The sequence below is a fragment of the Thermaerobacter nagasakiensis genome (assembly GCF_055396825.1).
In genome coordinates this window covers 2,057,720-2,079,483 of record NZ_AP043740.1, presented here as the reverse complement: position 1 = coordinate 2,079,483, position 21,764 = coordinate 2,057,720, and the positions used below count along the sequence as shown (strand labels likewise).

Annotated in this window: 18 protein-coding genes and 1 pseudogene; all 19 read left to right on the top strand. The window is 73.6% G+C overall.

The features are described 5' to 3' along the window. The first annotated feature begins 54 nt into the window (after positions 1–54). A complete protein-coding gene (gene rseP, locus ACZ5T9_RS08855; protein WP_464834423.1) occupies positions 55–1,086 on the top strand; it encodes an RIP metalloprotease RseP in 1,032 nt (343 codons plus the stop codon). 191 nt (positions 1,087–1,277) lie between these two features. Next, on the top strand, positions 1,278–2,684 hold the full coding sequence (gene ispG, locus ACZ5T9_RS08850; RefSeq protein WP_464832682.1) for a flavodoxin-dependent (E)-4-hydroxy-3-methylbut-2-enyl-diphosphate synthase: 1,407 nt from the start codon (positions 1,278–1,280) through the stop codon (positions 2,682–2,684). 367 nt (positions 2,685–3,051) lie between these two features. Beyond that, on the top strand, positions 3,052–4,812 hold the full coding sequence (locus tag ACZ5T9_RS08845; RefSeq protein WP_464832681.1) for a proline--tRNA ligase: 1,761 nt from the start codon (positions 3,052–3,054) through the stop codon (positions 4,810–4,812). A gap of 88 nt (positions 4,813–4,900) precedes the next feature. Further along, positions 4,901–6,172 (top strand): MgtC/SapB family protein, encoded by a 1,272-nt coding sequence (locus ACZ5T9_RS08840; protein ID WP_006904938.1) that lies wholly within the window; start codon positions 4,901–4,903, stop codon positions 6,170–6,172. 530 nt (positions 6,173–6,702) lie between these two features. Continuing rightward, positions 6,703–7,164: a ribosome maturation factor RimP gene (locus ACZ5T9_RS08835; protein WP_464832679.1), complete on the top strand. Its 462-nt coding sequence runs from the start codon at positions 6,703–6,705 to the stop codon at positions 7,162–7,164. A gap of 80 nt (positions 7,165–7,244) precedes the next feature. Then, entirely contained in the window at positions 7,245–8,666 is a 1,422-nt protein-coding gene (nusA, locus tag ACZ5T9_RS08830) for a transcription termination factor NusA (RefSeq protein WP_464832678.1), read from the top strand. A gap of 6 nt (positions 8,667–8,672) precedes the next feature. Further along, entirely contained in the window at positions 8,673–8,966 is a 294-nt protein-coding gene (gene rnpM, locus ACZ5T9_RS08825) for an RNase P modulator RnpM (RefSeq protein ID WP_006904935.1), read from the top strand. After that, positions 8,953–9,327, top strand: coding sequence for a L7Ae/L30e/S12e/Gadd45 family ribosomal protein (locus ACZ5T9_RS08820; protein ID WP_006904934.1), 375 nt, complete (start codon positions 8,953–8,955; stop codon positions 9,325–9,327). The genes rnpM and ACZ5T9_RS08820 overlap by 14 nt, the downstream gene beginning before the upstream one ends. Beyond that, positions 9,293–9,394: pseudogene (locus tag ACZ5T9_RS08815) on the top strand (translation initiation factor IF-2 N-terminal domain-containing protein); the annotation flags it as partial. The gene ACZ5T9_RS08820 and the pseudogene ACZ5T9_RS08815, both read left to right, overlap by 35 nt. A gap of 870 nt (positions 9,395–10,264) precedes the next feature. Continuing rightward, complete coding sequence (gene infB, locus ACZ5T9_RS08810) at positions 10,265–12,592, top strand: translation initiation factor IF-2 (RefSeq protein WP_464834422.1); 2,328 nt, start codon at positions 10,265–10,267, stop codon at positions 12,590–12,592. Between the two features lie 79 nt (positions 12,593–12,671). Further along, positions 12,672–12,959: a DUF503 domain-containing protein gene (locus ACZ5T9_RS08805; RefSeq protein ID WP_006904932.1), complete on the top strand. Its 288-nt coding sequence runs from the start codon at positions 12,672–12,674 to the stop codon at positions 12,957–12,959. A 148-nt stretch (positions 12,960–13,107) separates the two neighbouring features. Continuing rightward, positions 13,108–13,515 carry a 30S ribosome-binding factor RbfA gene (rbfA, locus tag ACZ5T9_RS08800; protein WP_156821958.1) on the top strand — a complete coding sequence of 136 codons (408 nt, stop codon included), beginning with the start codon at positions 13,108–13,110 and terminating at the stop codon, positions 13,513–13,515. Beyond that, complete coding sequence (locus tag ACZ5T9_RS08795) at positions 13,515–14,618, top strand: DHH family phosphoesterase (RefSeq protein ID WP_006904930.1); 1,104 nt, start codon at positions 13,515–13,517, stop codon at positions 14,616–14,618. Before rbfA ends, ACZ5T9_RS08795 begins: the two co-directional genes overlap by 1 nt. Next, complete coding sequence (truB, locus tag ACZ5T9_RS08790) at positions 14,615–15,862, top strand: tRNA pseudouridine(55) synthase TruB (protein ID WP_464832675.1); 1,248 nt, start codon at positions 14,615–14,617, stop codon at positions 15,860–15,862. The genes ACZ5T9_RS08795 and truB overlap by 4 nt, the downstream gene beginning before the upstream one ends. A 132-nt stretch (positions 15,863–15,994) precedes the next feature. Then, the gene (locus ACZ5T9_RS08785) at positions 15,995–16,999 is read left to right on the top strand and encodes a bifunctional riboflavin kinase/FAD synthetase (RefSeq protein ID WP_464832673.1); all 1,005 of its coding nucleotides are present in this window, start codon (positions 15,995–15,997) and stop codon (positions 16,997–16,999) included. Between the two features lie 216 nt (positions 17,000–17,215). After that, positions 17,216–17,485: a 30S ribosomal protein S15 gene (gene rpsO / locus ACZ5T9_RS08780; protein ID WP_006904927.1), complete on the top strand. Its 270-nt coding sequence runs from the start codon at positions 17,216–17,218 to the stop codon at positions 17,483–17,485. Positions 17,486–17,555: 70 nt separating this feature from the next. Continuing rightward, positions 17,556–19,838, top strand: coding sequence for a polyribonucleotide nucleotidyltransferase (locus ACZ5T9_RS08775; RefSeq protein ID WP_464834421.1), 2,283 nt, complete (start codon positions 17,556–17,558; stop codon positions 19,836–19,838). Between the two features lie 120 nt (positions 19,839–19,958). After that, a complete protein-coding gene (locus ACZ5T9_RS08770; RefSeq protein ID WP_006904925.1) occupies positions 19,959–21,257 on the top strand; it encodes a M16 family metallopeptidase in 1,299 nt (432 codons plus the stop codon). After that, complete coding sequence (dut, locus tag ACZ5T9_RS08765; RefSeq protein ID WP_464832672.1) at positions 21,254–21,730, top strand: dUTP diphosphatase; 477 nt, start codon at positions 21,254–21,256, stop codon at positions 21,728–21,730. The genes ACZ5T9_RS08770 and dut overlap by 4 nt, the downstream gene beginning before the upstream one ends. Positions 21,731–21,764: the final 34 nt, after the last annotated feature.

Here is a 21,764-nt window from a genome sequence, read left to right as displayed (position 1 = left end):
GGCCTCCGGCGGGCGGGGACCCAACGGGTGAGGGCAGGTGAGACCCCCTTGACGGTGATCTGGACGATCGCCGTCTTCGCGCTGCTCATCGTGATCCACGAGCTGGGCCACTTCTGGGCGGCCAAGCGAAGCGGCGTGCTGGTCCACGAGTTCGCCCTGGGTTTCGGGCCCCGGCTGGCCTTTGTGCGCCGGGGCGAGACGGAGTACAGCCTGCGGCTCCTGCCGCTGGGCGGGTTCGTCCGCATGGCGGGGATGCAGCCCGACGAGGAAGGGCTGGAGGACGTCCCGCCCGAGCGGCGCTTCCTCGGCCGGCCCCTGGGCGATCGGGTGAAGATCATCGCCGCGGGGCCGCTGATGAACGTGGCCCTGGCCATCGTGCTGTTCGCCCTGGTCTTTGCCGTCATCGGCGTCCCCGTGGCGCGGCCCGTGGTGGGGGAAGTGGTGCCGGGCTACCCCGCGGCGGAGGCGGGCCTGCAGCCCGGAGACCGCATCGTGGCCATTGACGGCCGGCCGGTCGAGTCCTGGGACCAGGTGGTGGCCGCCGTCCAGGGGGCGGCCGGCCGGCCCGTCCAGCTCACCATCCAGCGCCAGGGCCGGGAACTGGCGGTCCAGGTGACGCCCCGCTCCGATCCCCGGCGCCCGGGAACCGGTGTGGTCGGCATCCGTCCCCTGGTGGAGACGGTGCGCACCGGGGTAGTGGAAGCCGTCAGCCGCGGCGCCCAGGCGACCTGGCGGGTGGCGGCGGGGTTCGTCACGGCGCTGGTCCACATGCTGACGGGGCGCGGCGGGTTCGACGTGATCGGCCCCGTGGGCATCGGGCAGCAGATCGGCGAGGCGGCCCAGGTGGGACTGAGCCAGGTGGTGTTGCTGGCGGCCATCCTTTCGGCCAACCTGGCGCTGGTCAACCTGCTGCCCGTCCCGGCCCTGGACGGGGGCCGTCTGGTGTTCCTTGTCGTGGAGGCGGTCCGCGGGCGGCCGGTGGATCCGGAGCAGGAGAACTTGATCCACTTCGTCGGCTTTGCCCTGCTGATGCTGCTGGCCATCGTGATCACCTACCGCGATCTCTTGCGACTGAACGCGTCGTGACCGCTCGGGGGTGGCCCCCAGAACGCCGGCGGGCCGGCCCCGCGCCCCGCAGCAGGCGGCCGGGGCCCGGCGGCGGGCGGCCCCAGCGGGCGGCCGCACCCGCCGCCCCGGCAGGGTGCCCCCCGGCGGGTGATCGCAGACCGGCGGCCCGGCCGGGCGGGCGCGCTGGTTTGACCGGAGGAAGGAGCCCCATGATGGAACTCGGCCCCAAGCCGCGCCGGCGAACGCCCACCGTCTGGGTGGGCCCGGTGCCCATCGGCAGCGACCACCCGGTGGTCGTCCAGTCGATGACCAACACCGACACCGCCGATGCCGAGGCCACCGCCGCCCAGGTCATCGAGCTGGCCCGGGCGGGCAGCGAGGTGGTCCGGATCACCGTCAACCGGGAGGAAGCGGCCGCGGCGGTGCCCCGCATCGTGGAGCGGGTGCGGGCGGCAGGGTATGCCACGCCCCTGGTGGGCGACTTCCACTACAACGGCCACGTGCTGCTCACCCGCTACCCCGAATGCGCCCGCGCCTTGGACAAATACCGGATCAACCCGGGCAACGTGGGCACCCGGCAGAAGGATCGCAACTTTGCCCAGATCATCGAGGTCGCCCTGAAGTATGGGAAACCGGTGCGCATCGGGGTGAACTGGGGTTCCCTGGATCAAGACCTGCTGACGGAGCTGATGGATGCCAATGCCCGCCGGCCCGACCCCCGCAGCGCCCGGGAAGTGCTGCTGGAGGCCATGGTGGAGAGCGCCCTACGCTCGGCCCGGTTGGCGGAGGAACTGGGCATGCCCCATGACCGCATCATCCTCAGCGCCAAGGTCTCCAAGGTCCAGGACCTGATCGCCGTCTACCGCACCCTGGCGGCCCGCTGCGACTACCCCCTGCACCTGGGCCTTACCGAGGCCGGCATGGGCATGAAGGGCATCGTGGCCAGCACGGCGGGCCTGGCGGTGCTGCTGCAGGAGGGGATCGGGGACACCATCCGCATCTCCCTGACGCCCACGCCGGGCGGCGACCGGGCGGAGGAGGTGCGGGTGGCCCAGCAGATCCTCCAGTCCCTGGGCCTGCGGACCTTCGTGCCCCAGGTCAGTTCGTGCCCGGGCTGTGGCCGCACCACCAGCACCTTCTTCCAGGAGATGGCCCGGGACGTGCAGGCCTACATCCAGCGGCGCCTGCCCGAGTGGCGCCGGCGCTACCCCGGCGTGGAGACCCTGAAGGTGGCGGTCATGGGCTGCGTGGTGAACGGCCCCGGGGAGAGCCGCCACGCCGACATCGGCATCTCCCTGCCGGGCACCTTCGAAGAACCCACCGCTCCGGTCTTCATCGACGGCGAGAAGTACACCACCCTGCGGGGCGACGACATCGTGCCGCGGTTTCTCCAGATCCTGGAGGACTACGTCGCCCGCCGCTTCGGCCGTGACGGGGAAGGAAAGGGGGCGGTCGCTGCGGCCGGCCGGGAAGCGGCGGCTCCGGCCCGCCGCGGCGAGGAGGACGCCGGCGGAGAGGCCGCAGGACCCGCAGACCGCAGCGGGGGAGGACGCCCCGGCAGGCCCGCCGCCGGTACCCCGGCGGGCCGCGCCGGTGGCCGCGCCGCCGGCACGTAGGCCGGCCGAAACGGCGGCTCCGCCGCCGGCCGAATCTTGTTCGGCCCCCAGGGACATGGTAGGAATAAGAGGAGAAAGGTGGCAGGACAGGCCCTGGGGCGCTGGGCCGGAGGGGCTCCCAGGCCGAACCCGGCCGTTGCCGTTCCGGGTCACAGGTGCCGGCCTTTCGTCCGATGCGGGCGAAAGGCCTTTTTGGCGCCCGGGTGCCGGCGGGGCGGCGGGTGTCGCGGGAAAGCCCCGGACCGGGACCCGTGCCCTGGGAACGACCCCCAGGGCCGGGGCCAGGGCGCCCTGGGCGGCCCCGGCCGCCCAGCCTGCAGCCAAGCCTGCAACCAGGAGCCGCGATGCAAGACGGGAGGCGGAGCCCATGCGGTGGACCCGGCTGCTGATTCCCACCCTGCGGGACGACCCGGCCGAAGCGGAGATCGCCAGCCACCGCCTGATGTTGCGGGCGGGATTGATCCGGCGGGTGACGGCCGGCATCTACGAGTGGCTGCCCCTGGGCCGGCGGGCGGTGGTCAAGGTGGAGACCATCGTCCGGGAGGAGATGAACCGGAAGGGCGGCCTGGAGGTCGGCCTGCCCATCGTCCAGCCGGCGGAGCTCTGGCGGGAGACGGGCCGCTGGGCCCAGTACGGCGAGGAGATGTGGCGCCTCAAGGACCGGCACGGCCGCGAGTACTGCCTGGGGCCGACCCATGAGGAGATCATCACCGACCTGGTGCGGGCCACGGTCAGCTCCTACCGGCAGCTGCCCCTGTTGCTCTACCAGATCCAGAACAAGTACCGGGACGAGATCCGGCCCCGCTTCGGCGTGATGCGCGCCCGGGAGTTCATCATGAAGGACGCCTACTCCTTCGACGTCGATGCCGAGGGGCTGGAGCGCAGCTACCAGGCCATGGACGACGCCTACCGGCGCATCTTCAGCCGCTGCGGCCTGGTCTTCCGGCCGGTGGCGGCCGATCCGGGCGCCATCGGCGGCTCGGGCACCCACGAGTTCATGGCCCTGGCGGACTACGGGGAGGCCCTGATCGTATACTGCGATGCGTGCGGTTACGCGGCCAACGTGGAGAAGGCCACCAGCCGCCTGGCCCCGCCCGTCGACGAGGCGCCCCGGCCCCTGGAGAAGCGGGCCACGCCGGGCGTCCGCACCATCGCCCAGCTGGCCGAGGCGGAGGGCATCCCGCCCCAGCGCCAGATCAAGATCCTGTTCTACTGGGCGATCTACGACGGGCGGGATCCTCAGCTGGTGGCGGCCCTGGTGCGCGGGGACCGCGAGCTCAACGAGGTGAAGTTGAAGAACGCCACCGGCGCCCTGGACGTGCGGATGGCCTCCCGGGAGGAGGTGCTGGAGGTGGCCGGGGCCCCCACGGGGTCGGCGGGGCCGGTGGGCCTCAAGGGCGTGCCCGTGCTGGCCGACGAGGAAGTGATGGCCCTGCGCAACACCGCCTGCGGCGCCAACGAGGAAGGCTACCACTTCTTCAACGTCAACCCGGGCCGGGACTTCACCCCCGACCGGGTGACGGACCTGCGCCTGGTGGGCGCGGGCGACGCGTGTCCCGAGTGCGGCACGCCCATGGCCGCGGCCCGGGGGATCGAGGTGGGCCAGATCTTCAAGCTGTGGACCAAGTACAGCGAGGCCCTGGGCTGCACCTTCAAGGACGCCGACGGCCAGGAGCGGCCCATGGTGATGGGCTGCTACGGCATCGGCATCACGCGGACGGTGGCGGCGGTCATCGAGCAGCACCACGACGAGAAGGGCATCATCTGGCCCATGTCCGTGGCGCCGTACCACGTGGTGGTGGTGCCGGTCAACTATGCCGAACCCGACCAGCGCCAGGCCGCCGAGCGGGTCTACGGCCAGCTGCTCGAGGCGGGCGTGGAGGCGGTGCTGGACGACCGGGACGAGCGGCCCGGCGTCAAGTTCAACGACGCCGACCTGATCGGGTTCCCCCTGCGGGTCACCGTGGGGCCGCGCGGCCTGGCGGAGGGCAAGGTCGAGGTGGTGGAACGGGCGACCGGCCGGGCCACGCCGGTGCCGGTGGACCAGGCGGCGGCCGAGGTGGCTCGCCGGGTGCGGCAGGCCCTGGATGAGCTGAACCGGCGGGACGGCTCGGTGGGCAAGCGTTAAGGAGGCCCGCACCGGAGAGCGGAGGGAGACGGCAGGCCCTGGGCCGGGGCGGGCGGCCGCCGGGTCCGGGAGGCGAAGGAGGGCGGCCATGCGGCCGGAAGCAAGCTGGGTCGACCTGCAAAGCCTGGCCCTGTCCCTGGCCCTGGGCCTCCTGGTAGGCCTGGAGCGGCACCGGGCGGGCAAGGAACTGGGCATGCGCACCTTCGCCTTCACCGCCCTGGCCGGGACCCTGGCGGCCTCCACCGAACCGCCCTACCGGTTGCCCTTCATGCTGGCCGTCCTGGCCTTCACCGCCCTGGTGGTGCTGATCAACAGCTGGCAGAACCTGCGCGCCCACGAAAGCGTCGAGATCACCACCTCCGTGGCCCTCCTGCTCACCGCCCTGAACGGCATCCTGGTGGGCCGCGGCCAGATCTTCACGCCCGTGGCGGCCACCATCCTGATGCTGCTCCTGCTTTCCTGGAAGGAGGAGCTGGTGGGCTGGACGGCCCTGATCTCCCGGGACGAGGTCCACGCGGCCATCTACCTGGGGGTGATCTCCTTTGTCATCCTGCCCGTCCTGCCGGACGAGCCCGTCGACCCCTGGGGCCTGTTCGACCTGCGCCGGGTGTGGCTCATGGTGGTGCTGATCTCGGCCATCGGGTTCGCCAACTACGTGCTCCTGCGGGTCTACGGCGCGCGGGGCGTCACCTACACGGGCTTCCTGGGCGGGCTGGTCAACAGCACCGCCACCGTGGCCGAGATGGCCCTCAAGGTCGGTGCGAACCCGCCGCTGGAGCGGTTTGCCTTCCGCGGCGTGATGCTGGCCAAGGCGGCGATGTTCATCCGCAACGGCCTGGTCCTGGGCCTGTTCGCTCCCGTGGCCCTGCCCTACGGCCTCCTGCCCGTGGGGCTCATGCTGGTCCTCGCCCTGGTGCTGGCCGCCCGGGCCCGGGTGCCGGCCGGGGAAGAAGCGCCGGAGGTCCGGCTGACCTCGCCCTTTTCGGTGCGGGCGGCCCTGGAGTTCGGGCTGGTGTTTCTGGTGCTGAACGTCATCGCCACCCTGGGCCAGCGGTACCTGGGCACCGCCGGGTTCTACGGCGTGAGCTTCCTCGGCGGTCTGGTGTCCAGCGCCTCCAGCGCCGCCACCGCCGCCAACCTGGCCGCCCAGGGCCGGATCGCACCGTCCCAGGCCGCCTACGGCACCGTTCTGGCCTCCCTGGCCAGCGCCGTCATCCTGGTGCCCATCGTCCAGCGGGCGGCCCGGGGCACGGCCCTGGGCCGCCAGCTCCTGATCACCATCGTAGGGATGGTGGTGGCGGGGGGGCTGGGCTTGCTGCTGAACCCCCTCTTCCTGGCGGCCACCGGCCTGGCGCCGTAGCGGGCCGGCCCGTGGGGCGGGGCTTGCCGCGGCATGATCAGGTCCCGGCCCCCGGCGACGCCTTCGGCGGCCTCGCGCAGACGCACGACCGCAGGCTGGGCTGACGTCGGCCGGAGCTTGGTGCGGGCCCGGGCCCGGCTGCCCGGGGGAGCCGGTCGCCGGAGCCTCCAGCCCCGGACCGCAGCTTGGTTGCCGGCCCCTGGGGCCTGTGGTATACTCGCCCCAAGGTAGCGCCCTCAGGGCGCTGGTCTTGCTTCTGGGCAGGTGCGCCCGGCCCCGTGGCCGGCGCGGGCGCCCGTTGCGGGGTCCGGCGGTAGGCCGGAAGGTGGCTGGTTCGTCCCCGCCGGGCCATGCCGCCAACCAGCGATGGTCCCGGAAGAGTGGGTTCTGCGCCCACTCTTTTCGATCGTTATGGGGCGGTGTCGTGTAAGCCGGGTGGCGGGACCGGCCCGCCCGCAGGGGAACGCCCGGGGGACGCCGGGCGGACGGGGCAGCCCGGTCCGGCGGGCCACCCGCGGGGAGGCGACAGGGTGAGCAACCGCAAGGTGGAGGCGGCCGTCGCCCAGCTGGCGGAGCCCCTGGCCGAGCAGCGGGGGCTGGTCCTGCTGGACGTGGAGTACCGCCGGGAGGGCGGGCGCTGGTTCCTCCAGTGCGTGGTGGACCGGGAGGGCGGCGTGACCATGGAGGAGTGCGCCGCCTTCAGCGAGGCGCTGGATCCGGTGCTGGAGGGTGTGGACGGCCTGGCCGAGGACGTGGTGGTGGAGGTCATGTCCCCGGGCCTCGACCGCACCCTGCGCAACGATCGGGAGTTTGCCTGGTTCCGGGGGCGCGAGGTGGAGGTGACCACCTACCGCCCCGTGGACGGCCGGCGGCGATTCCAGGGTCGCCTGGAGGGACTGGAAGACGGGCACGTGGTGGTCGCCGGCCGGGAGGGGATCCACCGCATTCCCCGCGACGCGGTGGCCAAGACCCAGCTGCAGGTGCGGATCTAGGCCGTGGACGCGGAACGCGTCGCGGTCCCCGGCCAGGGCGACGGGTCCGGTGTCAGGGGAAAGGAGGCGCCTGGCCGCCCATGAATGCGGAATTCATTGAGGCGTTGGAGGATCTGGAGCGGCAGAAGGGCATCGACAAGGATACGCTGCTGGAGGCGATCGAAGCGGCGCTGGTGGCGGCCTTCCGCCGCCATTTCGGCACGGCCCAGAACGTGGCCGTGCGCATCGACCGGGAGACGGGCGAGATCCGGGTGGTGGCCCGCCGCGACGTGGTGGAGGAGGTGGAGGATCCCTCGACCCAGATCAGCGTGGCCGAAGCCCGCGAGATCGACCCCCGCTACAAGCCCGGCGACGTGGTGGAACAGGAGGTCACGCCGCGGGACTTCGGTCGCATCGCCGCCCAGACCGCCAAGCAGGTCGTCCTGCAGCGGATCCGCGAGGCCGAGCGCGACCTCATTTATGAAGAGTTCATCGCCCGCGAGGGCGACATCGTCACCGGCGTGGTGCAGCGGGTGCAGGGGCGCAACGTCTTCGTCGACCTGGGCCGGACCGAGACGGTGCTGTTCCCGTCGGAACAGATTCCCGGCGAGCGCTACCGGCCGGGCGACCGGATCAAGGTGTACATCGTGGAGGTGCGCAAGACCCCCAAGGGGCCGCAGATCCTCATCTCCCGCAGCCATCCCAACCTGATCAAGCGCCTCTTCGAGCTGGAGGTGCCGGAGATCCACGACGGCATCGTGGAGATCAAGGAGGCGGTGCGGGAACCCGGCGTCCGGGCCAAGGTGGCCGTGGACACCCGGGACGAGCGGGTCGACCCCGTGGGGGCCTGCGTCGGGCCCCGGGGCGCCCGGGTCCAGGCGGTGGTGGCGGAGCTGCGGGGCGAGCGCATCGACGTGATCCGCTGGGCGGAGGAACCCGAGCAGTTCGTGGCCAACGCCCTGTCCCCGGCCAAGGTGACCCGGGTGATCCTGGAACCCGAGACGCGGGTGGCCCGGGTGATCGTGCCCGACCACCAGTTGTCCCTGGCCATCGGCAAGGAAGGCCAGAATGCCCGCCTGGCCGCCCGGCTGACGGGCTGGAAGATCGACATCCACGCCGAGTCCCAGGCGGCCGAGTGGCTGGCCCGGGAGGACGACTGGGACATCGACGCCGTGCTGGCCGGATCCGGCGGGGAGGGTCGGGAAGGCAACGCCGGTGACGACGACCTGGACGAGCTGTTCGGCGGCGAGGCCTTCGGCGACGCCGGCGACGGCGGCGGTGCGGGCGGCGAGAACTGGGACTGGTGGTCTGGCGACGGGGACCGCGGGGATGATCACGGCGCCGGGGCCGCTGAGGAATGGGCCGGGGAGGATGGCTCCGGCGGTTGGGATGCGGCCGGCGACGGCGGCGACGGCCGCTGGGAGGAAGGCGACGGGACGGCAGGCGACTGGGACGGCGAGGGGCCGGCGGAGGACCAGGATGGCAGCCCGCGCGCGGGCACGCCCGGCCCGGAATCGAGGTGACGGCCCGTGCCAAGGCACATTCCGCAGCGGACCTGCATCGGCTGCCGGGCAGTGCGGCCCAAGCGGGAGTTGCTCCGGGTGGTGCGCACCCCGGAGGGTGAGGTGGTCTTCGACCCCACGGGCCGGCGGGCCGGGCGGGGAGCGTACCTCTGTCCCGACCCGGCGTGCCTGGACCGGGCCCTGAGGGCTCGGGAGCTGGGACGGGCGCTGAAGATCGATCTGGACGCCGCCGCGGTGGAGGCCTTGCGGCGCCAGCTGGCGGAACTGGTGACGGGAGCGGATGCCGGTGCCGGGCGGTAGGGGTGATCCGCGGGGACTCATCGGGCTGGCCCGCCGCGCCGGCCGGTTGGCGGCGGGGGATCACGCCGTCCGTCACGCCTTCCAGCAGGGGCGGGCGGCGCTGGTGGTGGTGGCGGCCGATGCAGGGGCTGCATGCCACCGCCGCTTCGCGCGGCTGGCGGCCCGGGATGCCGTGCCCCTGGTGGTGTGGGGCGGGAAGGGCGAGCTGGGTGCGCTAGCCGGCCGGCCCCAGTGCGCGGTGCTGGCCGTGACGGACAAGGGACTGGCCGCAGCCCTGCGGGAACGGCTAACGGCCGGGGCCGGAGGAACGGGCGCAGAATCGGGGGGTGAGCCGTTTGTCACGCAGCATTCGCATCTATGAACTGGCTCGCAAGCTGGGTGTGCAGAGCAAGGAGATCCTGCGCATCCTGCACGACGAGCTGAACATCGACATCCAGAACCACATGAGCACCATCAACGACCAGGTGGCGCGCCGGATCACCCAGATTCTGCGCGGCGACTCCGGGCCTGCAGGCCAGGGATCGCAGAACGGGGGCACGCCGAGGTCCGGCGCCGCACCGGCCGGGGGACCTGGAAGATCCGGCAGCGGGACCGGCGGGGCGGCCGCGGGCCGGGGCACGCCACCAGCACCGGCCGGCAACGGCGGGCGGGCTCCGGCCGCGGCCCAGGGATCCCGGCCGGGTACGCCGCCGGCCTCCCGGCCGGGCGGGCCGGCAGCGGGTTCGGGCCCCCGGCCTGCCGGCGCAGCTGCCGGCGGCGCGCCGGGGGCCGGCAGGCCAAGCGGGATGCCGAACCCGGCGACAGCAGGCCGGCCGCCCGCCGGCGGGCGGCCGGGTGATGCCCGTGCCCAGGGGGCCGCGCCCGGGGCAGCGGCGGGAACGGGCCGGCCGGCCGGCCCGCAGCACGCTGCCGGGAGGGCGGGTGCGCCCGGCGGGGCGGGCAACGGCATGAGCACCCGGCCTGCGGCTCCCTACCGGCCCGGCGGGGGGCCGGGAGCGCCGGCTACCCCGGCGGGCCCGGGCTCTGGCGCAGCGCGCCCCGGTGCACCGGGGGCGCCCGGGGGGCCCGTGGCGCCCAGGCAGGGGGCCGGGCCGGGCGGTGCACAAGCCGCCGGCGGGCGTCCGGCCGCGCCGGCCGGAGGGCGTCCGGGAGCCGGTGCGCTCCCCGGGGCGGCGGCCGGGGCGGCCGGTGCCGGAGGGGTGCCACCCGCCGGCCCGGCCCGGGGCGGGCCGCAAGGATCCGCCGCCGCGGGGACTGCCGGCTCGCGCCCCCAGTCTCCAGGAGGCCCGGCCGGGTCCATGCCGGGACGGGGGCCGCAGCCGGCGGGAGCCCAGGGCCGGGGCGCTCCCAGGGGAGGGCCGGCGCGGGGCGAGCGCCGGGATGACCGCCGGGGCGACCGGCCCGGGCGGCCCGGCCGCCCCGGCGAGGGCCGCCCGGGCGATGCCCGTGCCGGCGGGCCCGGCGGAGGCGGCGGCCGTCCGGCCGGTGGGGGCCGGCCGGACGGCCGCCCGGGCCCGGCTCAAGGCCGCCCGGCCGGGGCCGGCGGGCCGCGGGGTGGTACCGCCGGCCGCCCGGGCGGGGGGAGGCCCGGCGGCCCCCGGCCCGGCGGTGGCCGCCCGGGCGGCGGGTTTGCGGCGCCGCGGCCCGGTGGCGGGCGGCCGGGTGCGGCCGGCAGGCCTGGCGCCGGCCGGCCGGCAGCCGGTGCCCGGCGTGGAGCCAAGCGCAAGGAATACGAGCGGGATGAGCGGGAGTTCCTGGACGACGAGGACGACGGGCGTCTCTTCGGCGGCCGTAAGGAGGAGCGGCGCCGGCGCCGGGCCCAGGACGATGCCACCCACGAGATCCGCCACGGCTCCCGGGTGGGCGGCGAGGTGACGCTGACCGGTGCCGTGACCGTGGGCGCCTTTGCGGAGCTGCTGGGCCTGACCCCCGCCCAGGTGATCCAGACCCTGATCGGCATGGGCGTCATGGCGGCGATCAACCAGGAGATCGATGCCTCCGTGGCGGCCAGGGTAGCCGAGAAGTTCGGCTTCACGGTGAAGATCCAGGAGCCCGAGCCGGAGCTGGCCAGGAAGGCCGACCCGGCGGCCGCCGAGGAGGATCCGGAGCGGCTCAAGCCGCGCTGGCCCGTGGTGACGGTGCTGGGCCACGTGGACCACGGCAAGACGTCCCTGCTGGACCGAATCCGGAGCACCCGGGTCACGGCCCAGGAGGCGGGCGGCATCACCCAGCACATCGGCGCCTCGGTGGTGGAGGTGGGCGAGAAGAAGATCGTCTTCCTCGACACCCCGGGCCACGAGGCCTTCACCGCCCTGCGGGCCCGCGGCGCCCAGGTGACGGACATCGCCGTGCTGGTGGTGGCTGCCGACGACGGCGTCATGCCCCAGACCGTCGAGGCCATCAACCATGCCCGGGCGGCGGGCGTGCCTATCGTGGTGGCCATCACCAAGATCGACAAGCCGGAGGCCAACCCCGACCGGGTCCGGCAGCAGCTGGTGGAATACAACCTGGTGCCCGAGGAATGGGCCGGCGACACGGTCATGGTCGAGGTGTCGGCCCACACCGGCCAGGGCATCGCCGAGCTGCTGGAGATGATCCTGCTGGTGGCCGAACTGCAGGAGCTCAAGGCCAACCCCGACCGGCCCGCGGTGGGTACCGTGATCGAGGCCAAGCTGGACCGCGGCCGCGGCCCGGTGGCGACGGTCCTGGTCCAGACGGGCACCCTGCGGGTGGGCGACGCCTTCGTCTGCGGCACGACCTACGGCCGGGTCCGCGCCCTGTTCGACGACCGCGGCCGGCCGGTGGAGGAGGCGGGCCCCTCCACGCCGGTGGAGGTGCTGGGGGCCTCGGAGGTGCCGGAAGCCGGCGACCGGCTGGAAGTGGTGGCCGACGAGCGGGAGGCGCGGGAGATCGCCACCCGGCGCCAGGAGGAACGGCGCCAGGAGGAGATGCGGGCCGCCCGCGGCCTGACCCTGGAGCAGTTCTCCCAGCAGGCCGGCGGCGACGCGGGCGAGCGGGAGCTGCGCCTGATCGTCAAGGCCGACGTGCAGGGCTCGCTGGACGCCCTGATCCCGGCCCTGGAGCGCCTCTCCACCGACGAGGTCTACGTCCGGGCGCTGCACACCGGCCTGGGCGCCATCAGCGAATCCGACGTGATGCTGGCCGCCGCCTCGCGGGCCGTCGTGGTCGGGTTCAACGTCCGGCCCGATGCCAACGCCCGGCGGGCGGCGGACCAGGAGAACGTGGAGATCCGGACGTACCGGGTCATCTACGAGCTGCTGGACGACGTCAAGAAGGCCCTGCAGGGCCTGCTCAAGCCGGAGATCCGGGAGGTCGTCCTGGGGCAGGCGGAAGTCCGCGCCACCTTCAAGGTGCCCGGGGTAGGAACGGTGGCCGGTTGTTACGTCACCGACGGCAAGATCGCCCGCAACGCCCGGGTCCGGGTGATCCGCGACGGGACGGTGATCTACGAGGGCCGCATCGCCTCCCTCAAGCGGTTCCAGGACGACGTGCGCGAGGTGGCCCAGGGCTACGAGTGCGGCGTGGGCATCGAGCGTTTCAACGACATCAAGGAGGGCGACGTCCTGGAGGTGTTCCAGGAGCAGGAGGTGGCCCGGGCCCTCTGATGCCCCGCCGGCCAGGCAAGGTGCCTGGATCGTCCGTCCTGGGCCCCGGGTCCCGGGGCCGGGGCCGGGAGGTGGCGGCATGGCGGCCTTCGTAGGCCTGTGCCAGGTGACCCTGACGGTTCCGGGCAGCACGTCCCTCAAGGACAAACGCCGGGTGCTGCGCAGCATCGTGGACCGGTTGCGGCAGCGGTACGCCCTGGCCGTGGCGGAAGTGGGCTCCCAGGACGCCTGGCAGCGGGCGGACATCGCCTTTGCCTGCGTGAGCGCAGAGCCGTCCCGCTGCGAGGCCATCCTGGCGGAGTGCGTCCGCTGGCTGGAGACCCGGTCCGACATCGAGCTGGTGCACGTGGAGACCGAAATCCTTTGACGCCCCGGCCGGCTCGTCCGGGCTGCGAGGGCCCGCCGGATGGAACATGCCGCCGGGCCGGAGTCCAGGGGAGCCGGGAAACCTGTCCCGCCGCAGGCCGGCCGGCTTACCGGCCCTGCGGGGGGCGGCGCGGGGCTTGGGGCAGGTGATGGGCGTGTCGGCGAAGCGCCACCAGCGGGTGGCCGATGCCATCCAGGAGGCCCTGGCGGAGATCCTGCGCCGGGTCAAGGATCCGCGGGTGGGGATGGCCGCGGTGACGGGTGTCGAGCTGTCCCCCGACCTGCGCCACGCCCGGGTCCGTATCAGCGTCATCGGCGACGAGGCGGAGCGCCAGCGGACCATGGAAGGGCTTGAACACGCCCGCGGTTTCATCCGTTCCGAGCTGGGCCGGGCGGTGCGCCTGCGCCACGTGCCGGAGCTGGACTTCCGCCTGGACGATTCGGCCGCGTACAGCGTCCGGATCGCTCAGATCCTGCGGGAGATTCGTCCGTCCGACGACGTCTCCGCTCCCGGTCCGGACCGGGCGGAGGCGTCCCGCGAGGAGGATGCCCATTGATGGCCGGCGTGGTGGACGGCCCGGCGGGGCCGGAGGAACCCGGCGCGGCGGGCGAGCCTGCCGGCGCCGCGCTGGGGCAGGTGGTGGAGGCGCTACGGGCGGGGCGGCGCTTTGCCCTGTTCCTCCACCTCTCACCCGACGGAGACAGCATCGGCTCGACCCTGGCCCTGGGGCTGGCCCTGGAGCGCCTGGGCAAGCGCACGGTCTGGGTGGGGGCGGACCTGCCCGGCGACGCCTACCGTTTCCTTCCGGGAAGCGAGCGGTTCCGTCTCTGGAACGAGGTGGAGGAGGACTGGTCCCAGTACGATGCGGCGGTCCTGCTGGACTGCGCCGACCTGGATCGGGTGGGGCCGGCCCGCTCGGCCATCGAGCGCATCGGCCGGGTGATCAACGTCGACCATCACCCGTCCAACCGGCGGTACGGCGACATCAACTACATCGAACCCGGGGCGGCGGCCGTGGGGGAGATCACCGCGCGGCTGATCGACGCCCTGGGCGTGCCGCTGGACGCCGCCATGGCCTACGGGCTCTATACGGCCATCCTGACCGACACCGGCTCGTTCCAGTACGAGAACACGCGGCCGGAGACCCTGCGCTTGGCCGCCCGCCTGCTGGAGCTGGGCGTCGAGCCCCAGCGGGTGTCCCAGTCGGTCTTCGAGCAGCGGCCCCTGCGTGTCCTGCGGCTGCTCCGGGAGGCTCTGGGTACCCTGGAGGTGGGTGCCGGCGGCCGCCTGGCCTGGATGACCGTCTCCCGGGCCATGCTGGACCGGGCCGGCGCCCAGCGGGGGGACACGGAGGGGTTCGTCAACTACCCGCGCTCGCTGGCGGGGGTGGAGGTCGCCCTCCTCTTCCTGGAGGAGCCGGACGGCCGGGTGCGGGTCAGCTGGCGTTCCAACCGGGAGGTCGATGTCAGCCAGCTGGCAGCCCGCTTCGGCGGCGGCGGTCACGCCCGGGCGGCGGGGTGCACCCTGGCCGGACCGCTGGACCGGGCCCGGGTGCAGGTGCTGCAGGAGGTCGCCCGCTACCTGGAAGAACAGGCCGCCGGGACCCGCGACGAGGGGACCCGGGGCCGGGCGGCCCCGGGCGGGGAGGGGCGCCTGTGACCGGCGCCGGCCGCAGCCGGCGCGCCGCCGGTTCGTCCGGTGGGGTCGTGCCGGTGCTCAAGCCGCCGGGCATGACCTCCCACGACGTGGTGGACTGGTGCCGCCGCCTTTTCGGCCTCCGCCGGGTGGGCCACGCCGGTACCCTGGACCCGGCCGCCGCGGGCGTGCTGGTGATCTGCCTCGGGCCGGCCACCCGGCTGGCGGAGTATTTGAGCGAGGCTCCCAAGGCATACAGGGCGGAGATCTGGCTCGGGGTGACCACCGACAGCCTGGACAGCGAGGGGCAGCGGGTGGAACCGCCCGGGCCGCCATCCCGGCCGGCGGCTGCGCTGGACGAGGGCACGGTGCGGCGAGCGCTGGCCATGCTCAGCGGCCCCCAGCTGCAGGTGCCGCCGGCGGTGAGCGCCGTCCGGCAGGACGGCCGGCGAGCCTACCACCGCCACCGTGAGGGTGAGGCGGTCCAACTGGAGGCGCGGCCGGTGACCGTCTACCGGTTCGAGCTGCTGGCGTGGTGGCCCGGTCCGGTGCCACGCCTGCTGGCCGATGTGGTGTGCAGCAAGGGCACCTATGTGCGGGCCCTGGCGCGGGATCTGGGCCGGGCCCTGGGCGTGCCCGCCCTCCTGGGGGCGCTGGTGCGTACGGCCCAGGGTGCCTTCCGCCTGGAGCAGGCCGTGACCCTGGAAGACCTGGCCGCGGCGGCGGGGGAGGGGCCCGCCCTGGTGGCCGGGGCCGGCGCCCGCGGTCCCGTCGTGCCGCCGGCCCAGGCCCTTGCCTTCCTGCCGGCCTGGGTGCTGGACCCGGGCGAGGCACGGCGGGTGGTCCAGGGCGGGCGGCCCCGGGTGCGCAGCCGGCTGTGGGACCGGCCGCCGGAGGCGGGCATGGCCATGGCGGGGGACGCCGGCGCCGGCGAAGGCGCCGCCACTGGCGACGGCGCCGCCACCGGCGCCCCGGCCGGGGCCTGCGTTCCCCGGCCGGAAGGCGGCAGGGCCGGGGCCCCGCCGCCGGTGACGCCGCTCCCCCAAAGGACCCCGACCCCTCCGGTCCCGCAGGTTCCACCGGTTCCGGCCGGGGCCGGGACCCGGCGGGAACCGGGGGCGGGCGGCGGGGCCGCCGCGCCCCGGGTGCGCCTCCTGGACGAGGAGGGGCACCTCCTGGCGGTGGCCCGGCTCCAGCGGGCCGGACCGGGCTGGGCGGCGGTGCCGGAGAAGGTTTTCCCTCAGGAGCTCCGGCAGGAGCTCGGATAGCGGCGCCGGGAGGGGACGAACCGGCGCCGGCCGGACGGCGGCACCGGCCGGCCGGCGGTCCTTCAGGTGAGCGGGCGGCCGGTCCCTGCCCGTGGCCGGTGGAACGGATCCTGACGAGCTAGGAGAGTCGGCATGGAGGTCATCCACGGAATCGCCAACTGGCGGGAGGCGCAACCCACCTGCGTCGCCATCGGAACCTTCGACGGCGTCCACCGCGGCCATCAGGCCCTGCTGCGCGGCGCCGTGGCCGCTGCCCGGGCGCAGCAGGCGGTGGCGGTGGCCCTGACCTTCGACCCGCACCCGCTGGCCGTGCTGGCGCCCGACCGGCTGCCGCCGCTTCTGGGGACCCTGGACGACAGGCTGGCCCTGTTCGCGTCCCTGGGCATCGACCGGACGCTGGTGGCCCGGTTCGACCACGCCCTGTCGCAAACGACGGCCGAGGACTTCGCCCGGGAGGTGCTGGCGGGGAAGCTTCAGGCCCGGGCCGTGTTCGTCGGATACAATTTCCGGTTCGGCCGGGGTGGCCAGGGTACGCCGGCCGACCTGGAGCGCTGGGGAAGCCAGTGGGGGTTCTGGACCCACACGGTGCCGCCGGTGCGGGTCGGCGCCCAGCTGGTGTCCAGCAGCTGGGTGCGCAGCCTGCTGGAGATGGGACAGGTGGAGATCGCGGCCACCGCCCTGGGACGGCTTTATTCCGTGGCCGGGCGGGTGGTGCGGGGGGAGGGCCGCGGTGCCGGCCTGGGCTTTCCCACGGCCAACCTGGAGCTGGCGCCGGGGCTGGCCCTGCCGGCGGCCGGCGTCTACGCCGTGTGGGTGCGCACGCCCGGCGGCCTGAAGCCGGGGGTGGCCAACCTGGGCCGGCGCCCCACCTTCGGCGGCGGCGCCTTGCGCCTGGAGGTCCACCTGCTGGATGGGGCAAGGGACCTCTACGGCCAGGTCCTGCGGGTGGGCTTCGCCCGCCGCCTGCGGGAAGAGCGCCGGTTTTCGGGTCCTGAGGAGCTGGCCCGGCAGATTGCCCGAGACGTGGCGGCGGCCCGGGAGGCGCTGGGCACGCCGCCCGAGGGAGATCCCCTGCTGGGGGCGGTGCCGCCGCAGGGCGCCACGCCCGCGCCGGGGCCGGAGGAGCCGCCCCGCTAGCGGCGGCGGGCCGGACGGGACGGGGCCGTTTGCCAACCCGAGGCGCCGTTGTTACAATCTTTTCGACCTTGCATGCGGCCGGGCGCGCACCCGCAAGCCGGGTGCCGGGAGCCGGCGCGGGTCCCGGGCGGCGATCCTCCGGCGAGGCCGGCCGTTCCTCCGGCGGCGGCCTGGCCGGGCGGGGATGCCCGGGCCCAGGGAAAAGGAGGAACCCCGATGGCCCTGAGCCAGGAGCGGAAGCAGCAGCTGATCAAGGAGTTCGCCCAGCACGAGCAGGACACCGGTTCCCCCGAGGTCCAGGTGGCGATCCTGACCGAGCGCATCAACGAGCTGACCGAGCACCTGCGCCGCCACAAGAAGGACCACCATTCCCGCCGGGGGCTGCTCAAGATGGTGGGCAAGCGCCGCCGCCTGCTGCAGTACCTGAAGAGTCGCGATGCAGAGCGGTATCAGGCCGTCATCACACGCCTCGGCCTGAGGCGGTAGGTTTGCCGGCAAGAGCGGGCACCCGCCCGCTCTTGCCCTTTCCTGGAGGGGAGGGCCCGACGACTTGACAATGGAGACCATGGAGACCCAGGCAGGCGACTCGAAAAAGGTCTTCCGCACCGAGCTGGCCGGCCGGCCGCTGGTGGTGGAGATCGGCCAGCTGGCCCAGCAGGCCAACGGCAGCGCCCTGGTGCGTTACGGCGACACGGTGATCCTGGCCACGGCCACGGCTTCCAAGGAGCCTCGCCAGGGCATCGACTTCTTTCCCCTGCGGGTGGACTGGGAGGAGCGCCTGTATGCGGCCGGGCGCATCCCCGGTTCCTTCTTCCGCCGGGAGGGCAAGCCCAGCGAGCGCGCCATCCTTTCGGGGCGGCTGACGGACCGGCCCCTGCGCCCGCTGTTCCCCAAGGGGTACCGCAACGACGTGCAGATCATCGTCACCACCCTTTCCTACGACGACGACTGCTCTCCCGAGATCGCCGGCATCATCGGCGCCTCGGTGGCCCTGGGGATCTCCGACATCCCGTGGAACGGGCCGGTGGGGGCCGTGGAGGTGGGCCTGCTGGACGGCGAGCTGGTGATCAACCCCACCGCCGCCCAGCGGGAGCACAGCCGTCTCGACCTGACGGTGGCGGGCACCCGCGACGCCATCAACATGGTGGAAGCCGGGGCCCACGAGGTGCCCGAGGCGACCATCCTGGATGCGATCTTCCGGGGCCACGAGGAGATCCGGCGCCTGGTGGAGTTCCAGGAGGCCATCATCGCCCAGTGCGGCAAGCCCAAGGCGGAGCCCGCGCTCTACGAGCCCGACCCCAACGTGGCGGTGGCGGTGCGCGCCCGGTATACCGAACGGTTGCGGGCGGCCATCAACCATCCGGACAAGCAGGCCCGGGAACAGGCCGTGGACGAGGTCAAGAAGACCGCCCTGGAGGAGCTGCTGGCCGAGTTCCCCGAGGCCGAGCTGGACATCAAGCACGTGCTGGATGACGTCCTCAAGGAGATCGTGCGGCGCCAGATCCTGGACGAGGGGATCCGGCCCGACGGCCGCCGCCCCGACGAGATCCGGCCCATCCACGTGGAGGTGGGGCTTCTGCCCCGGGCCCACGGCTCGGGCCTGTTCCAGCGGGGCCAGACCCAGGTGCTGACGGTGGCCTCCCTGGGCGCCCCGGGCGACCGGCAGATGCTGGACACCCTGGGCCAGATCGAAGAGTTCAAGCGCTACATGCACCACTACAACTTCCCGCCCTACAGCACGGGCGAGGTGGCGCCCCTGCGGGCGCCCAGCCGGCGGGAGATCGGCCACGGCGCCCTGGCCGAGCGCGCCCTGGTGCCGGTTCTTCCCGACGAGCTGGACTTCCCCTACACCATCCGCCTGGTGTCGGAGGTGTTGAGCTCGAACGGCTCCACCTCCATGGCCAGCACCTGCGGCAGCACCCTGGCCCTGATGGATGCCGGCGTGCCCATCAAGGCGCCGGTGGCCGGCGTGGCCATGGGCCTGATCAAGGAGGGCGACCGCTTCGCCGTCCTGACGGACATCCAGGGCATCGAAGACCATCTGGGCGACATGGACTTCAAGGTGGCCGGCACCCGGGAGGGCGTCACGGCGATCCAAATGGACATCAAGATCGCCGGCGTGGACCGGGCGGTGCTGGAGACGGCCCTGGAGCAGGCGCGGGCGGGCCGGCTGTTCATCCTCGAGAAGATGCTGGCCGTCATCGACAAGCCGCGACCGGAACTGTCGCCCTACGCGCCGCGGATCATCATCATGCAGATCCCGGTGGAGAAGATCCGCGAGGTCATCGGCCCCGGCGGCCGCATGGTGAACCGCATCGCCGACGAGTGCGGGGTCAAGATCGACATCGAGGACGACGGCAAGGTCTACATCGCCGCCCAGACCCAGCAGGGCGGCCAGAAGGCGAAGGAGTGGATCGAGCAGATCGTCGCCGACGTGGAGGTGGGCAGCGTCTACCTGGGCAAGGTGACGCGGCTCATGACCTTCGGCGCCTTCGTGGAGATCCTGCCGGGCAAGGAGGGGCTGGTCCACGTCTCGCGCCTGGCGCCCCAACGGGTGCCCAAGGTGGAGGACATGGTCCGCCCCGGCGACACGGTGCTGGTCAAGGTGGTGGAGATCGACGACCTGGGCCGGGTCAACCTCTCGCGCAAGGACGCCATCGAGGAGCAGCCCGAGAAGAAGCACATGGAGCAGCTCAGCGGCCCGCGGGCCCACGACTTCGACGAGCCGGTGACCGTGGCCGGGCCGGGCGAGCGGCGAGGTCCTGCCGGCCGCAACGGGCGGCCCGGAGGCGGGCCGGGGGGCGGCATGGGCGGACCCCGGGGGCGCCGGCGCCGGTGATGGCCGGCCGGGGAGGCCGGCTCCGGCGGCGCGGGCCCAACCCGATGAAGCTTCCCCGTGGCGGGAAGCTTTTTCTTTGACCGCACGCGCCCCCGCCGGGGGAGGGGAAGGAGGTCGGGGATGAACGGAGGGCACGGCGTGCCGGCGGCCGCTGCCTGGACCGGCACGCCCTACCGCATCACCACACTGCCCAGCGGCCTGCGGGTGGTCACCGAGACGGTGCCCGGGGTGCGCTCGGTGACGCTGGGCATCTGGTTCCGCACCGGGTCCCGGTTCGAGCCGGAGGAGCAGGCCGGGATCGCCCACCTGCTGGAGCACATGGCCTTCAAAGGAACCGAATCCCGCAGCGCCCGGGAACTGGCCGAGGCGGTGGACCGGGTGGGCGGGCAGATGAACGCATATACGTCGAAGGAGGATACGTCCTTCTACATCAAGGTGCTGGATGAGCACTTCGGCCTGGGCATGGAGATCCTGGCGGACATGCTCCTGCACTCGCGGCTGGACGGCGAGGAGCTGGAGAAGGAGAAGCGGGTCATCCTGGAAGAGATCAAGATGTATGAAGATGACCCGGAGGACGTGGTCCACGACCTGGCGGTGCGGACCCTGTGGCCGGGTCATCCCCTGGGCCGACCCGTGATCGGGTTCGAAAGCACGGTGGGCGCCGTGGACCGTGAGGCCCTGGTGGATTTCTGGCGCCGGCACTACGAGCCCGGCCGCACCGTCATCGCCGCCGCCGGCCACATAAGCCACCAGCAGGTGTTGGAGGAGGTCCAGCGCTGGTTCGGCAGCTGGGCCCGGACCGGGGAGCGGGCCCGCCAAACGCCTCCCGTGCCCCAGGCGGCCGAGGCCTGGCGACAGAAGCCCGTCGAGCAGGTGCACCTGTGCGTGGTGGCGCCGGCAGCCGCCTACGGGAGCGACGAGATCTACCCGGAGATGGTGCTGTCCAGCATCCTGGGCGGTGCCTCCAGCTCGCGCCTCTTCCAGGTGATCCGGGAGGACCACGGCCTGGCCTACTCGGTGTACACCTATCATGTCAGTTACTCCGATGCGGGCGTCTTCGGCCTCTACGCTGCCACCAGCCCCGATACGGCGGCGCGGGTGCTGGAGCTGGTGGGCCGGGAATGCCGCAAGGTGCGCCGGGAGGGTGTGACCGCCGCGGAGCTGGCCCGGACCCGCGACCAGATCAAGGCCAACCTGCTGATGGGGCTGGAGAGCACGGGCAGCCGGATGAACCGGCTGGGCCGCACGCTGCTGATGCTGGACCGGGTGGTGACGGTAGAGGAAGTGGTTCGCCGGGTCGAAGCGGTCACCGCCGAGCAGGTGGCCGCCGCGGCGGAACGGCTCCTGGATCCGGACCGCTGGGTCGTGGCAGGTGTGGGGCCGGCGGAATCTTTGCCCTTGCGGGAGTGGCTGGCATGACGGGCGGCAGCCACCAGCCGGCCGCTGCCGCGGGGGGAGTGCCCGTGGCGGTGCGCCGCGTCCACCCCCGAGCAGAGTTGCCCCGCTATGCCACCGAGCTGGCGGCGGGTTGCGACCTGGTGGCGGCGCTGGATGAACCGGTCAGCATCCCGCCCGGGGGCACCTGCCGGGTGCCCACGGGCCTGGCCATCGCCCTCCCGCCCGGCTACGAGGCCCAGGTCCGGCCGCGCAGCGGCTGGGCCGCGCGCCATGGCCTCACCGTGCTCAACGCCCCCGGCACCATCGACGCTGACTACCGGGGCGAGATCCAGGTACTGCTGGTCAACCTGGGCCGGGAGCCCGTGACCATCGCGCCGGGCGACCGCATCGCCCAGCTGGTGGTGGCGCCGGTGGCGCGCGCGTACTTCGTCGAGGTGGAGAGCCTTCCCCCGACCCCCCGCGGGGAGGGGGGCTTCGGCAGCACGGGACGGTGAGGGCGGCGGGGCACCGTGGGTTCCGGGGGGCGGG